Source organism: Lacinutrix sp. WUR7 (genome assembly GCF_016864015.1).
Lineage (GTDB): Bacteria > Bacteroidota > Bacteroidia > Flavobacteriales > Flavobacteriaceae > Oceanihabitans.
This window is the reverse complement of record NZ_CP045067.1, coordinates 3312506-3327616: the sequence shown is the minus strand read 5'-3', so window position 1 is coordinate 3327616 and position 15111 is coordinate 3312506. Positions and strand designations below refer to the sequence as shown.

Sequence of the window (15111 nt, the reverse complement as noted above, 5' to 3'; positions counted from 1 at the left end):
TTTACATATTAAATCGCGTTATATGAAAAAGATAATTGCTGTTGCTTTTATACTGTTCTTTTCAGTATCCAGCTTTGCACAAGAATGGCTCACAAATTTTAACGAAGCTAAAACGTTAGCTACACAAAACAATCAAAAAATAATTTTAGTTTTTCAAGGATCCGATTGGTGTGCACCTTGCATTAAATTAGATAAAGAAGTTTGGAGTACCGAAACATTTCAAACATTAGCAAAAGATAAGTTTGTCATGTTACAAGCAGATTTTCCTAAAAGAAAAGGAAACAAATTAACTCCAGAATTACAAGCACACAATAATAAATTATCAGAGAAGTACAATCCTAATGGTTATTTTCCTTTTGTTGTTGTTTTAAATGAAGAAGGTACTATTTTAGGAAATTCGGGCTACGAAAAATCTACGCCAAAAAAATACTTTAATAAATTAAATAGCTTTTGAAAAAGTCACTTTTCATAGTCGCTTTTTTAGCATTTTCAACTGCTTTTTCTCAAGAAGTTTACCATAGAACATTGAAGCTAATGGGAAGTCGTTTTGATATTTCAGTAGTAGCAAATAATAAAAAAGAAGGAGAAGCATTTATAAATATAGCTGTAGAAGAAATTGAAAGAATAGAAAAATTAATTTCCTCTTGGGATGAAAATTCGCAAACCTCTTTAATAAATAGTAAAGCAGGAATTACACCTGTAAAAGTAGATGCTGAATTGTTTCATTTGATTGAACGTGCTTTAAAAATTTCAAAATTGACTAGTGGCGCTTTTGATATTAGTTATGCTTCTATGGATAAAATTTGGAAGTTTGATGGTTCTATGACGGCTATGCCTTCCGAAGAAATTATAAAACAATCTGTAGATAAAGTAGGATATCAAAACATTCTCTTAGATCAGAAAGAACAAACCGTGTTTTTAAAACGTAAGGAAATGAAAATTGGGTTTGGTGGAATAGGTAAAGGTTATGCCGCAGATAAAGCTAAGATTTTATTGCAAAGCAAAGGAGTGAAAGCTGGAATTATTAATGCGTCTGGCGATTTAAACGCATGGGGAAAACAACCCAATAATAAAGATTGGATGGTTGCCATTGTAAATCCTTTAAATAAAGACAAAGTGTTTTCTTGGTTGCCAATTCATAATCAAGCTGTAGTGACTTCAGGTAATTACGAAAAATATGTCACGTTTAACGGCGAATTGTATTCGCATATAATAGATCCTAGAACCGGCTATCCTAGTAAAGGGATTTTAAGTGTTTCCATTTTTACAAAGTCAGCAGAACTAGCAGACGCTTTAGCAACTTCTGTTTTTGTAATGGGAGTAGAAGTAGGATTAGATTTTATAAATCAATTAAAAGATGTAGAGTGTATTATTGTTGATGGTGACAATAAAATTATTACATCCAACCACATAGAATTAAAGCAAAATAATGATGATTAAAAAAGGCTTATTAGTAATAGGAATTATAGTTACATGCAGTTCTTGTGTTGCTGTAAAGGAATATGAAAAAGTGTATATAAATGATCCAGATATGGATTTGTCACAAAAAAAAGTAGATCGTTTTGAAACCAACTTTCAAGTCTATCGTGAAGCGGCTTCTGGAGCAAATGGAGGTAAATCTGGTGGAGGCTGTGGTTGTAATTAAGTGTAACAAGTTTTTGTTTTATAAAAACGTAAGTTGAACTTATCCCATTGTAAAATGGGATCTCATTATATCAAAAATAATTATGAAAAATATTTTAACCTTAGTAGTTTTATTTGCAATTGGAAACACTTTTGCACAGCAAGATTCTACAGCGGTATATAAAAAACGTGTTTTAGAAACTACAGAAGTAGATTTTCTAACGAGTTATTATTCGCAAGATGGCGATAATGCATCTGTTACAGGAGGAATTGGATCTGAAGAATTAACCGATTTTACGCCAACATTAATTGTTAGTTTGCCATTAAGCGCAGATGAAGTTTTAACTATTGATGCAGGGATTTCTTCTTATTCTTCTGCTTCTTCAAGTAATTTAGATCCATTTGATGGGGCTAGTGAAGGTAGTCCTTGGGTAGCTTCTTCGGGTGCTTCGCAACAAGATACTTGGGCAAGTCTTAATGTAGGTTATTCGCATAGTTCAGACGATAGAAATAATATTTGGAGTGCCAATGTTTCGTTTGCTAATGAATTCGATTATACTTCTATTGGTTTTGGAGGTGGTTTCGCAAAACTCTTCAACGAGAAAAATACAGAAATAGGAGTGAAGGCTAATGTGTATTTAGATACTTGGAAACCTGTGTATCCTATTGAATTGGATGCTTTTAAACAAACGAAAGGTAATTTAAATCAAGGCTTTTTTCAAGGAATAGATATATTAGATCAAAACGGAAGCGTTAGTACAAATTGGAGTCCTGTTACTGGTTTTGATTTAATAAAGGATAAGGCCAGAAATTCGTATTCACTGTCTTTTAGCTTTTCTCAAATATTAAGTAAAAAAGCACAAATGGCGTTGTTTTTCGATTTGGTGAAACAAGATGGCTGGTTGGCAAATCCAATGCAACGTGTCTATTTTGGCGATGTAGATAACTATTATGTTGGTAATGCGGCAAGTATTGCTAATTATACTTCTTCTAGTAATAAAGATGTGTTTCAGTTGGCAGATGATATAGAAAGACTACCGGATAGTAGATTTAAAATTCCATTAGGAATGCGTTTTAATTATTATATAAACGAAACCATTTCCCTAAGAACGTATTATCGTTATTACTTTGATGATTGGGGAATTAACTCACATACAGCCAATGTAGAATTGCCTATTAAAATAACTTCCAAGTTTACACTTTATCCTTCGTATCGATTTTATAATCAGACTGCTGCAGACTATTTTGCTCCTTATGAAGAAAACGTATCTACGAGTGAATTTTATACTTCCGATTATGATTTGTCAAAATTCTCAGCCAATCAATATGGCTTCGGAGTTTCATATACCGATATTTTTACCAACTTTAAGATCTGGAAATTTGGACTGAAGAATGTCGATTTTAAATACCATAACTACAAACGAAATACAGGTTTATCAGCAAATATTTTCGCTATTGGTTTTAAGTTTGTTATGGATTAATCTTGGTTATTCATAAACTAGTTGATAATTCTTCTAAAATCTATCATAAAGTCCGTAAAACTTCGTTTTAAAAATGTTATTTTGGCATAGTTTTTAAGCTATATTTATTAAACAATTTTATGCGTCGTCACTATATATTATTTTCCATATTATTTTTTCCCATTTTTAGTCATGCTCAAGAGTATAATCCGCTTTTAAAAGGGGATGGTATTTCTCAAAATAAATGGGTAGATAGCGTTTATAATAGCATGACGCTACCAGAGAAAATCGGACAACTTTTTATGGTGCAGGTGTTTTCTAATCAGGATGCTAAAAATAAAGCCAAGGTTGTAGATTTAATTATCAAACAAAAAATTGGTGGTGTAATCTATTCTAACGGCGGACCAGTAAGGCAAGCGAAACTAAATAACGAATTACAAGCAGCTTCCAAAATCCCTTTATTGGTTGGTATGGATGCCGAATGGGGTTTAAGCATGCGCTTAGATTCTACCTATGCATTTCCTTGGAATATGACACTTGGAGCTATTAAAAATAAGCAATTAGTAGAGCAAACAGGAAGACAAATAGGAGAGCATTGCAAACGATTAGGGGTGCATTTTAATTTTGCTCCTGTTGTAGATATTAATACCAATCCGAAAAATCCAATTATTGGAAATCGCTCTTTTGGTGAAGACAGAGATAATGTAACCGAAAAAGCCTTGGCTTTTATGAAAGGTATGCAAAGTGCTGGAGTTTTAGCAAACGCAAAACATTTCCCAGGTCATGGAGATACCGAAAGCGATTCGCATAAAACCTTACCATCGGTTCTTTTTGATGAAAAACGCATCGATTCTGTAGAGCTATATCCGTATCGAAAATTAATAAAAGAAGGCTTATCTAGCGTGATGGTAGCGCATTTAAATGTTCCAAGTTTAGAGAGCAGAGAAGGGTTTCCTTCTTCCTTATCGAAACATATTGTTACTGATATCTTAAAAGAACGTTTAGGTTTTAAAGGTTTAATATTTACAGATGCATTAACCATGAAAGGAGCTGCAGATTATATTGAAAAATCTTTGGATGGAAATACTACAAAGGAATTACAAACAGGAGGAGAAATCGATTTAATGTCGTTTTTAGCTGGTAATGATGTGATGCTAATGTCTGAAGATCCAGCAAAAGGAATCGCTAAATTTATGGATGCTTTCGGTAAAGGGAAAATTACGGAAGAACGCTTAGCGCATTCGGTTAAAAAGATATTACAAGCAAAATATAAAGTCGGCTTAAATAATTATTCCCCAATTGGAACTACAAATCTAATTGCAGATTTAAATAGAATAAAAGATGATGCTTTATATGAAGATCTTTTTGAAAATGCCATTACGGTTGCAGAAAATAAAGCAGGAATCTTACCATTGCAACAGCTAGAAACGAAAAGCATTGCGTATGTAAAGTTTGGTGACGCAGATGGTACTGCTTTTTATAATGAACTAAAAAAATATACACGAGTACACGAAATTAAAGCAGATAATTTAGAGGGACTTTTAAATAAGCTTAAGCCATATAACACGGTTATTATTGGTTTGCATCGATCTAACGATAATCCTTGGAAAAGCTACAAGTTCACAGAAAAAGAACTAAAATGGCTAATCGAAATTGCTAAAAACAATACGGTTATACTGGACATTTTTGTAAAACCTTATGCGCTTTTAGATATAGATCCAATTAACAATATTAAGAGTGTTGTTGTTAGTTATCAAAATAGCGAAATCGCACAACAAAAATCGGCACAGATTATATTTGGAGCATTACCAGCAAAAGGTACTTTGCCTGTTTCCGCAGGAATTGATTTTGCTGTTGGTCAAGGAGATTTATATAATGAAATTAGCAGATTGTCCTATACCATTCCAGAACGTGTTGGTATGAGTTCTTCTAGATTGAAGAAAATAGATTCTATTGCAAATCATGCTGTAAATGGCGGAATGACACCAGGAATTCAATTGCTAGTAGCTAGAAAAGGAAAAGTGATTTATAATAAAAACTTTGGAAAACATAGCTATAGCAAAAATGGAGAAAAAGTAAAATTTGAGGATATTTATGATGTTGCTTCCTTAACTAAAATACTAGGAACATTGCCATTGCTAATGGAATTAGAAGAACAAGGAATCGTTTCCTTAGATAGTAAGTTGTCTGAGATGCTTCCAGAATATAAAACGTCCAACAAAAAAGATGTAACGATTAAAAGAATGCTTTCGCATTATGCAAGATTAAAACCTTGGATTCCTTTTTATTATGCAACATTAGATTCCGTTACAAAACGTCCTGATCCAAAATACTATAGAAAACATTTTGATCCAGAATTCAGTGTTAAAGTAGCAGATGAATTGTACATGCGTAAAGATTATAAAGATTCTATTCAGGAAATAATTAAAGATACCGACTTACTTTCTAGACAACGTTATCGCTATAGTGATTTACCTTATTACATTTTAAAGAAATTTATTGAGGAACATTACGACAAACCATTAGATGAATTGGCTAAAGATCATTTTTTCGAATCATTAGGTGCAAATTATACCATGTATAATCCTAATAATAAGGTAAGTAATAGAAATATTGTTCCCACGGAAGAAGACGATTACTATAGATACCAAAAAATTCAAGGATATGTACATGATATGGGAGCGGCAATGCAAGGTGGCGTTGGTGGTCATGCTGGTATTTTTAGTAATGCCAATGATGTTGCTAAAATCATGCAAATGTATTTGCAAAAAGGATTTTATGGTGGTAAGCGCTATTTAAAACCAGAAACCATAGATAAGTTTAATACTTGTTATTATTGTGACGACAATAATAGAAGAGGTATTGGTTTCGATAAACCGCAATTAGGAGATTCTGGACCAACTTGTGGTTGTATTTCTATGACGAGTTTTGGGCATTCCGGATTTACAGGAACTTACGCTTGGGCAGATCCAGAAGAAGAAATTGTTTATGTCTTTTTAGCAAATAGAACCTATCCAAAAGCTGGAAAGAACCTATTGCTACGAGAAGATATTAGAACCAATATTCAAGCGGCTATTTACGAAGCTATTAAAGATTAATAGAAAAGTACTTAAAGTTATTAGTATGTTAAGTTGAAAAATTATATCATGTCGTAAGATTTTTTAGTTTTATATGCGAAATTAATAACGATTTATAAAAGCTAATTATGTATTGCTTTCCTTTTTAAAAAAGGAGCAGAATGCATTTTGATTTTCGTAAAAGAAAATTAAAAGCAAAAAGAGTTTAATAAAAGTTTAATTAAAAAGTTACCTGCTTTCGCAGGCATGATAATGAAAATAGGAATTGTTTGTTACCCAACATTTGGAGGAAGTGGAGTAGTAGCCACAGAATTAGGTATTCAATTATCTAAACGTGGTCATGAAATTCATTTTATAACCTATAACCAGCCCGTTAGACTGGAATTGTTAGGTAACAATGTGCATTATCATGAAGTGAATGTGCCAGAATATCCTTTATTTCATTACCAACCTTATGAACTTGCGTTGTCTAGTAAGTTAGTAGATATGGTGAAGCTTCATAAAATTGAAGTGTTACATGTGCATTACGCTATTCCGCATGCCTATGCAGCATATATGGCGCAAAAAATGTTACGCGAAGAAGATATTTATGTGCCAATAGTTACTACGCTTCACGGAACAGATATTACACTAGTTGGTTCGCACCCTTTTTATAAACCAGCAGTGACTTTTAGTATAAATAAATCAGATGCGGTAACCGCAGTTTCTCAAAGTTTAAAAGACGATACGCTACGTTTGTTTGATATTAAAAACGAAATTGATGTAGTTACTAATTTTATTGACGTAAGTAAGTATAATCATGGTTTTACAGATTGTCAAAGAGGTATGATGGCAAACGATGATGAAAAAATAATTACACACATTAGTAATTTTCGTCCTGTAAAAAGAATTGAAGATATTGTTCATGTATTTTATAACATTCAAAAAGAAATACCAGCAAAATTAATGATGGTTGGTGAAGGTCCTGAAAAGGAAAAAGCAGAATTATTATGCGAAAAACTTGGTATTTCTGAAAAAGTAGTCTTTTTTGGTCAGAGTAACGAAATAGATAAAATTCTTTGCTTTAGTGATTTGTTTTTACTTCCTAGTGAAACCGAAAGTTTTGGTCTTGCAGCCTTAGAAGCTATGGTTTCGGGTGTTCCAGTAATATCTAGTAATACTGGAGGAATACCAGAAGTAAATATACAAGGGGTTACAGGTTTTTTAAGTAATGTTGGAGATGTGGAAGAAATGTCTAAAAATGCAATCTATATTTTAAGTGATCCCGAAAGATTAAATACGTTTAAAGCAAATGCAAAAAGGGAAGCTGCAAAGTTCGATATACACAATATTGTTCCGCAATACGAAGCTATTTATGAAAGAACACTTAGTAGATGTTTAATTAAAGATTAAAATCTATATCGTGCACTAACACCAACATCAATATCTAGGTCATTATTGTCGTAAGCACCATCGCCAAAACCTAATTCTGGTCTTAGATCTAAAGATAAAAGTAAAGGGAAATCAAAGTTGTATTCCACACCAATATCACCAGAAACAAAAACAAAAGAGTCTTTGTGGTTTTTGTATCCACGGGAATCAAATGTGTAACTAGCAAAACCAGCTCCAGCACCAAAGTACCAATTAAAATCACCTTCAAGTGGCTTAACCCATTGAAATAATCCCACAGCCTTGATACCATTATAATCGCTGTCGTTACTCCAACCAAAATTTACTTCTAATCTATTGTTTTCTAAAATTGCGCGCTGGTAAGAAATGCTTGCGCCTAAACCATTGGCATCTCCTAAACGTAACCCTATTGCGTTTTCTGCTATTTCTTGAGCAGTTGTAGATACGGCAAATCCGAATAAAGTCATTATAATTAAAAATCTTGTTTTCATAAGGCTAAAAATTTTATTCTATGTAAAATAATAACGCAGTTGTTTAATAATTATTGGCAAAGTACCTACAAATTTAACCTTTAAATTGATGTTATTTTCTTTTCCGCAAAATAAAAATGAACAACGTTATTAATAATCTTAAAAATCAATTTCTTCAGAAGTTATGTTTAGAGCATTTAAGATCCTCTCCTTAAAGTATGCATGTTATTATAACTATTAACATATCAGTTTGAAGTGTTTTTTACGGAATAAAAAAAAAGCCAATGAAAAAATTTCACTGACTTTTTAAACTTCAAACTAATCAATCTGAAAAAAACTATTTTACTACAGAAACGTCTATTCTTCTGTTTTTTGCTCTTCCTTCTGGAGTTGCATTATCACCAATTGGTTCTACAGAACCCAATCCTTTTGTGCTAATACGACTAGCTGCAATTCCCATTTCTACTAATTTATTTTTAACAGATAATGCTCTACTTGAAGATAATTTGTTGTTTCCTTCTACAGATCCAGTGTTGTCTGTATGTCCTCTAAATAAAATATTTACTTTAGGATATCCTTTCATAATAGCCACAACATTTTCAATTTGATTCATTGAATTTGCATTTAAAGAATCAGAACCAGTATTAAAATATAATCTATCAAAGGCATAATGTTTTCCATTTCTAAATCTACCTTCTTTAATGTAACTTAAGAAGTTATCTTCAAAACCACCTTCTGGTATACTTAACGCTGTTCCATTTGGTAATTTAAAACTAAAGAATGCACCAATCGCATCACCAAAGGCATTTACTACTTTACCGGAAGCATCTACAATACCTCCAGCTACATTACTAATTGCATTACCAGCAGCATCTACAGCGTTTCCTGCTGTATCTACAGTGTTGCTTACTACATTTCCAGCAGCATCCACAGTATTGTTAACCGCATTACCAGCAGCGTCCACCATATTTCCGGTAGCATCTGTAGCAGAATTTGCTGCTCCTTTTACTGTTCCAGTAGTTTCACTAGCTGCGTTACTTACGTTATCCATTATAGATGAATCGCTATCACATCCTTTTATAAAAAAGAAAACAAATAATAATGCTAATAAACCAATTACCCATGGTAATATTTTTTTAATTAAAGAACCACCTGCATTAACCGCATCAGAAGCGGTACTTGCAGCAGCTCCAGCAACATTACTAGCTCCATCAAAGGCTGCTTTCCCAGCATTTCCTGCTAAATCTGCAGCGCCACCAACTACTTTTCCAGCACCATCATATGCAGCTTTCCCAGCATTACTAGCCAAATCCGAAGCGCCACCAATAACTTTACCAGCACCATCTAAAGCAGCTTTTCCTGTATCACCAGCAATTCCTAAAGCACCACTAGCTAAGCTTCCTAATTTATCTGAAATACCAGAAAAAGAAGCTAAACCTAATAGTGAAGTTAACCCTGCAGGAGCATATTTATCTAAGAAACTTCCTTGGTTTGATAATAAACCAACAAAAGAACCTACATCCATTCCTGAAGCTTTTTGTTTTCCTAAAACACCACCAAGTACAGAACCAGCAACATTTAAGATAGAAGAGGATCCGTTTTTGTCCATTCCAGACACAGAGCTAATAATATCAATTACCCCCGAAGCTTTATCTCCTAATATATTTTTAACAAAATCTAATCCTTTATTTAAAAACCCATCTGATTTTTCACCACCTGCTCCAATAGCATTAGATAAATTACCTAATTCACTTCCATCACCAAGCATACTGAATATAGAAGAAGCTCCTTCTGTTGTAGAAGCTTTGTCCATAATACCACCTAATAATGCAGGTGCAGCAGCCATTAGTCCTTTTTGAATAGTGTCATTGTTTTCTCCTCCTAATAGATTTGAAACATTGCTAATAACATCTCCAGATAATTGTTCTTTAAATAAGTTTAATAGATTCGTTGCCATTTATTGTTTTTTTATTTTAAATTAATAATAGCTCAAAGGTATTTATATATTCAAGTTTTCTACTTTTACAAAGTGAATTTTAATGATAACCCCGATAAAGCGCGTGTTTAAGATGATGAAATACGTGTTTTGTTAACTTTTTGTAATTTAATCATGAACAAAAGTATTTTAAAACTATTGAATGATAGCCTCTTAGGTGAATTATTCTATGATGATTTATTAAAATCTATATATGCAACAGATGCTTCTGTTTACCGAAAGTTACCTCTAGCTGTCGCTTTTCCAAAAAACGAAAATGATATAAAACTACTTATTGCTTTTGCTAAAGAAAATAATACGTCATTAATTCCTAGAACAGCAGGAACATCTTTAGCGGGACAATGTGTTGGGGAAGGCATTGTAGTTGATGTTTCGAAGTATTTCACGAAGATTATAAGTGTAAATGAAAGCGCGCAAACCGTTACCGTGCAACCAGGAGTTGTGCGAGACTCCCTTAATAATTACTTAAAACCTTTTGGTTTGTTTTTCGGACCAAACACTTCTACGTCCAATCGCTGTATGATTGGCGGTATGGTTGGTAATAACTCCTCAGGAACCACCTCTATTCAGTACGGAGTTACTAGAGATAAAGTTTTAGAATTGCATACTATTTTAAGTGATGGTAGTGATGTTGTCTTTACGGAATTGTCTTCGGAAGCATTTAAAGACAAAACAAAACTAGATACTTTAGAAGGTAATATATATACATCTTTATATTCCGAATTAGCTTCGGAAGCCGTGCAACTTCAAATAAAGAATGAGTTTCCAAACCCGGAAATACACCGAAGAAATACCGGTTACGCCATGGATGAATTGATAAAAGCATCTATTTTTTCATCGTCGAGTGCTAATTTCAACATGTGTAAATTACTTTCTGGTAGTGAAGGTACACTTGCATTTACCACACAAATCACCTTAAAATTAGATGTGCTTCCTCCAACCGAAAACATTATGGTTGCTGCACATTTTAACAGTGTTGCAGATTGTTTAAAAAGTGTTACCGTTGTGATGCAACATAATTTGCATACTTGCGAAATGATGGATAAAACCATTTTAGATTTAACCAAACACAATAAAACACAAGAAGAAAACAGACAATTTATTCAAGGAGATCCAGAAGCTATTTTAATGTGTGAAATAAAAGGAAACACTATTAATGAAGCAAAAAAACAAGCCGAATCACTTATAAAAGCCATTGAAAACCAAGGTTTAAGCTACGCAAATCCTTTGTTGCTAGGTGTAGATATTGATAAAGCAGTGGAGCTACGAAAAGCGGGATTAGGTTTGTTAGGTAATATGATTGGCGATAAAAAAACCGTTGCATGTATTGAAGATACAGCAGTTGCCTTGCCAGACTTAGCAAATTATATTGAAGATTTTACGGCTTTAATGAAAACCTACAACCAAAAAGCAGTGTATTATGCACATGCGGGAGCAGGAGAATTGCATTTAAGACCGATTTTAAACTTAAAGAAAAAAGAAGATGTTATTCTGTTTAGAAAAATAACAACCGATGTAGCTAAGCTAGTAAAAAAATATAATGGGTCAATGAGTGGTGAACATGGCGATGGTATTGTTCGTGCAGAGTTTATTCCATTGATGATTGGTCCTGTGAATTATGAAATTTTAAAACGAATAAAAGCAACTTTCGATCCTGAAAATATCTTTAATCCTGGGAAAATTGTAGATGCATATCCTATGGATGAAAGTTTGCGATATCAGCCAGACAGAGTAGAATCAGTTATTGAAACCATATTAGATTTCTCCAAATCGGAAGGCATACTTCGAGAAACCGAAAAATGTAATGGCTCTGGAGATTGCAGGAAACTTCCGGAATTTGGTGGAACCATGTGTCCCAGTTATAGAGCCACGAGAAATGAAAAAGATACCACGCGCGCAAGAGCAAATGCATTACGTGAGTTTCTAACCAATTCCGATAAACCCAATAAATTTAATCATCAAGAATTAAAGCAGGTTTTCGATTTATGCCTAAGCTGTAAAGCATGTTCCAGCGAGTGTCCGAGTAGTGTAAATGTGGCTAGTTTAAAAGCCGAATTTCAATACCAATATCAAAAGGAAAATGGGGTTTCAATACGTACCAAATTGTTTGCTTATAACAACCAATTAAACCAGTTTGGAAGTCATTTTCCGAAGCTTACCAATTTTATGTTTTCCAACGCTTTTACGGCTTCTTTGTTAAAGAAATCCTTCGGAATTGCTAAAGAAAGAAGTTTGCCATTAATTTCAAGTAAGAGTTTAAGTAAATTATTTCAAAATACTATTATACAGAAAGTTGATGAAAATAATATTAAAACTGTTTATTTGTTTAATGACGAATTTACTAACTTTTTAGATACACCAATTGGAGTAGATGCTATATCGCTTTTAACGGACTTAAATTATAAAGTAAAGCTAATTAATCATGAAGAATCTGGTCGTACTTTTATATCGAAAGGATTATTAAAACAAGCCAAAAATGTAGCGAATAAAAACGTTACTATTTTTAAAGATTTGATTACTGTAGAAACACCGTTGCTAGGTATAGAACCTTCCGCTATTCTAACTTTTAAAGATGAATATATGAAGCTTGTAGATGATAAAGTTTCCGCAGAAAAAATTGCAAAAAACACCTTTTTGATTGAAGAATTTATTCAGCAAGAAATAAAACTCGGAAATATAAAAGCTTCTCAATTTACTAAAGAAGCCAAAACGATTAAGTTTCATGGACATTGTCATCAAAAAGCACAAGCAAGTCAGCTTTCTAGTTTTGCGGTTTTAAACCTTCCAGAAAATTATAAAGTAACCATTATACCAAGTGGTTGTTGTGGTATGGCAGGAAGTTTTGGATATGAAAAAGAGCATTATGATGTGAGTATGCAAATTGGGGAACAAACGCTATTTCCAGCAGTAAGAAAAGCAAGCAAAGAGACTGTTATTTCTGCAAATGGAACAAGTTGTAGGCATCAAATAAAAGATGGTACGCAGCGTCAGGCATTGCATCCTATTACCATTTTAAAAGAAGCGCTAATCTAATTTCTTTTTGTTTTGATCTACAATGGTTATTGCGGCAATTAAATCTTTCATTTCCATTTCTTTAATATCTTCATCAGCAAAAAAAGGGGAGAGTTTATCTTTGTTGTAATGGTAGATTTTCCAACGTTTAAATTGGTATTCTAGAGCGGTAAAGTTTTCTACCCAATCCCCAGAATTCAAATACATTGTCTGGCCATTTTTATTACCTTTAATAATCATTTTTGGTTGGTGTATATGTCCGCAAATAACATAATCATAACCATTTTCAATAGCTAAATCTGTGGCTACTTCTTCAAAATCATTAATATATTTAATGGCACCTTTTACGCTATTCTTTATTTTCTTGGAAAGGGAATACCGTTCTCTTCCTAAACGTACTAAGCACCAGTTTACAAAGCGGTTAATAACAATAAGAAGATCATAGCCATAACCACCTAGTTTAGCTAACCATTTGGCATTTTGAATGGAAACATCAAAAACATCACCATGAAAAAACCATGCAGTTTTACCATCCAATTCGGTTACATATTTATCTACAATAGAAATTTTACCAATTTGTGAATCGCTAAATTTCCGCAACATTTCATCATGATTTCCAGTAATATAAATTACCTCTGTACCATTTGCTGCCATGGTAATTATTTTTTTAATCACCTTTAAATGTGCAGGAGGAAAGTAGCGTTTGCTAAATTGCCAAATATCTATAATATCCCCATTTAGGATTAGTTTTTTGGGATCTATGCTATTTAAGTAGGTTAGCAACTGTTTGGCATGACAACCAAAGGTTCCTAAGTGCACATCGGATATTACAGCGATTTCCACTTTTCTTTTCTTTTTCAAACTAGTAACATTTTAACTTTTATTAATTACTCAAATTACACACTTGTATGTTATTTGAATATTAACAGGTAATTATATAATTACTAGGGAATTGTAAAGTTTAGGTTATGTGTTTTTTAGATTATAATTAAAAAGAGAAAAGTTAATAAAATAAAAAAGCCTCGAAAATCGAGGCTTTTTAATAAAAATTATATTTCAAGATTTGCTTAATTTATCTGAGCAGTTCCATTAATTAGTGCATTAATATTGGTTGTTACGCTTAAAGCATTCCCATTAACACCTTCTGTACCACTTATTGGTTTTAAGAAAAAAGGAGTAGTTGCATCACCAGGAACATCTGGTTCAATAGAGATAACAACAGGTAATCCATTAATATTTCCATCTACACCAGTAGGTAGGTTAGATAAAAAATCTTCACCAGGAAAAGCAGGAACAGGTTCGTTTCCACTATATGGAGAAGCGCTATCTACACCAGAAGCCATTGTAAATTTACCAGTAGTAACAGGAGTTGATCCGGAGTTAAATACCACCCAGCCTTCATATTTCCATCCAGTTGCTAATGTTGGTAAATTAATTAAACCTGGAGTTGTTTCGTTTTGAATAAACCAAATACCATAATCATCATTACCATTGTCAATTCCTCCAGTATTATCAGAAGGAGTAGCTTTTATAAAAGATCCAGAAAAAGGACTTACAGCGTTAACAAAATTACCAACCATAGCGTTAATACTTAATGTTGCGGCACCAGCAACAAAAGTACCGTTCAGTATTTTTGTATTAGAAGGCGCTGGATCATCATTACTTTTAGGCTCAATAGATAAAATAAAAGCGGTTGCTATTTCTAAATCGGCAGTAGCAATACTAAAATTTTTAGTAGTAGATGCAGATGTTGTATTAAACCTTCCTGTAGAAACAGGTAAACCGTCTACCATAATCCAACCTTCATACGTTAAATCTCCATCTAATGGTTGTACACCATTAAGTGTTATTTTTAAAGTTGACTTTGGAGTAGAAGGAGAATCATCATCACTACTACATGCAACTATTAGTAAAACAGAAGCAAATAATAAAAGGGTTTTTACATTTTTCATATTAATCGTTTTTTTAAGCAACAAAAATAAGCTTATATTGTAATAGTTCAAACTAATATTCATATAATATTTTGAATATTAATGCATTAAAATATTTGATGCAATTAATTTTTTTATTTCTCTAATAATAGA

At 32.8% G+C, this 15111-nt stretch carries 11 protein-coding genes; 7 read left to right on the top strand and 4 right to left on the bottom strand.

Features of this window, described 5'->3' with window-relative positions; translation table 11 throughout:
* Window positions 1-22 precede the first annotated feature (22 nt).
* From FG167_RS14595 to bshA, 6 genes are all read left to right on the top strand, one after another.
* Window positions 23-454, top strand: coding sequence for a thioredoxin family protein (locus FG167_RS14595; RefSeq protein ID WP_203458960.1), 432 nt, complete (start codon window positions 23-25; stop codon window positions 452-454).
* Window positions 451-1440 carry an FAD:protein FMN transferase gene (locus FG167_RS14590; RefSeq protein ID WP_239004403.1) on the top strand — a complete coding sequence of 330 codons (990 nt, stop codon included), beginning with the start codon at window positions 451-453 and terminating at the stop codon, window positions 1438-1440. The genes FG167_RS14595 and FG167_RS14590 overlap by 4 nt, the downstream gene beginning before the upstream one ends.
* Window positions 1433-1645, top strand: a complete 213-nt coding sequence (locus tag FG167_RS14585) for a DUF4266 domain-containing protein (protein WP_203461128.1) — start codon at window positions 1433-1435, stop codon at window positions 1643-1645. Before FG167_RS14590 ends, FG167_RS14585 begins: the two co-directional genes overlap by 8 nt.
* A gap of 82 nt (window positions 1646-1727) precedes the next feature.
* Window positions 1728-3104, top strand: coding sequence for a DUF3570 domain-containing protein (locus tag FG167_RS14580; RefSeq protein ID WP_203458959.1), 1377 nt, complete (start codon window positions 1728-1730; stop codon window positions 3102-3104).
* Window positions 3105-3223: 119 nt separating this feature from the next.
* Window positions 3224-6181, top strand: a complete 2958-nt coding sequence (locus FG167_RS14575) for a glycoside hydrolase family 3 N-terminal domain-containing protein (RefSeq protein ID WP_203458958.1) — start codon at window positions 3224-3226, stop codon at window positions 6179-6181.
* Between the two features lie 231 nt (window positions 6182-6412).
* Window positions 6413-7552 carry an N-acetyl-alpha-D-glucosaminyl L-malate synthase BshA gene (bshA, locus tag FG167_RS14570; RefSeq protein ID WP_203458957.1) on the top strand — a complete coding sequence of 380 codons (1140 nt, stop codon included), beginning with the start codon at window positions 6413-6415 and terminating at the stop codon, window positions 7550-7552.
* On the opposite strand, the gene FG167_RS14565 is transcribed toward bshA, so the two are convergent.
* Window positions 7549-8040 (bottom strand): hypothetical protein, encoded by a 492-nt coding sequence (locus FG167_RS14565; RefSeq protein ID WP_203458956.1) that lies wholly within the window; start codon window positions 8038-8040, stop codon window positions 7549-7551. The genes bshA and FG167_RS14565 overlap by 4 nt on opposite strands.
* A 316-nt stretch (window positions 8041-8356) precedes the next feature.
* On the bottom strand, window positions 8357-9976 hold the full coding sequence (locus tag FG167_RS14560) for an OmpA family protein (RefSeq protein WP_203458955.1): 1620 nt from the start codon (window positions 9974-9976) through the stop codon (window positions 8357-8359).
* Window positions 9977-10129: 153 nt separating this feature from the next.
* On the opposite strand from FG167_RS14560, the gene FG167_RS14555 reads away from it, so the two are divergent.
* Window positions 10130-13048 carry an FAD-binding and (Fe-S)-binding domain-containing protein gene (locus FG167_RS14555; RefSeq protein ID WP_203458954.1) on the top strand — a complete coding sequence of 973 codons (2919 nt, stop codon included), beginning with the start codon at window positions 10130-10132 and terminating at the stop codon, window positions 13046-13048.
* Here FG167_RS14555 and FG167_RS14550 read toward each other — a convergent pair.
* Together FG167_RS14550 and FG167_RS14545 are read right to left on the bottom strand one after the other, a co-directional pair.
* Window positions 13040-13888, bottom strand: a complete 849-nt coding sequence (locus FG167_RS14550; protein ID WP_203458953.1) for a UDP-2,3-diacylglucosamine diphosphatase — start codon at window positions 13886-13888, stop codon at window positions 13040-13042. The genes FG167_RS14555 and FG167_RS14550 overlap by 9 nt on opposite strands.
* Before the next feature lie 206 nt (window positions 13889-14094).
* Window positions 14095-14979, bottom strand: coding sequence for a hypothetical protein (locus FG167_RS14545; protein ID WP_203458952.1), 885 nt, complete (start codon window positions 14977-14979; stop codon window positions 14095-14097).
* Between the last annotated feature and the right edge of the window lie 132 nt (window positions 14980-15111).

Bases quoted from the DNA above. Each gene is read 5' to 3' on its own strand.
- FG167_RS14555 (WP_203458954.1), top strand. From the start codon at position 10,130: ATGAACAAAAGTATTTTAAAACTATTGAATGATAGCCTCTTAGGTGAA.
- FG167_RS14560 (WP_203458955.1), bottom strand. From the start codon at position 9,976: ATGGCAACGAATCTATTAAACTTATTTAAAGAACAATTATCTGGAGAT.
- FG167_RS14585 (WP_203461128.1), top strand. From the start codon at position 1,433: ATGATTAAAAAAGGCTTATTAGTAATAGGAATTATAGTTACATGCAGT.
- FG167_RS14575 (WP_203458958.1), top strand. From the start codon at position 3,224: ATGCGTCGTCACTATATATTATTTTCCATATTATTTTTTCCCATTTTT.
- FG167_RS14545 (WP_203458952.1), bottom strand. From the start codon at position 14,979: ATGAAAAATGTAAAAACCCTTTTATTATTTGCTTCTGTTTTACTAATA.
- FG167_RS14595 (WP_203458960.1), top strand. From the start codon at position 23: ATGAAAAAGATAATTGCTGTTGCTTTTATACTGTTCTTTTCAGTATCC.
- FG167_RS14565 (WP_203458956.1), bottom strand. From the start codon at position 8,040: ATGAAAACAAGATTTTTAATTATAATGACTTTATTCGGATTTGCCGTA.
- bshA (WP_203458957.1), top strand. From the start codon at position 6,413: ATGAAAATAGGAATTGTTTGTTACCCAACATTTGGAGGAAGTGGAGTA.
- FG167_RS14580 (WP_203458959.1), top strand. From the start codon at position 1,728: ATGAAAAATATTTTAACCTTAGTAGTTTTATTTGCAATTGGAAACACT.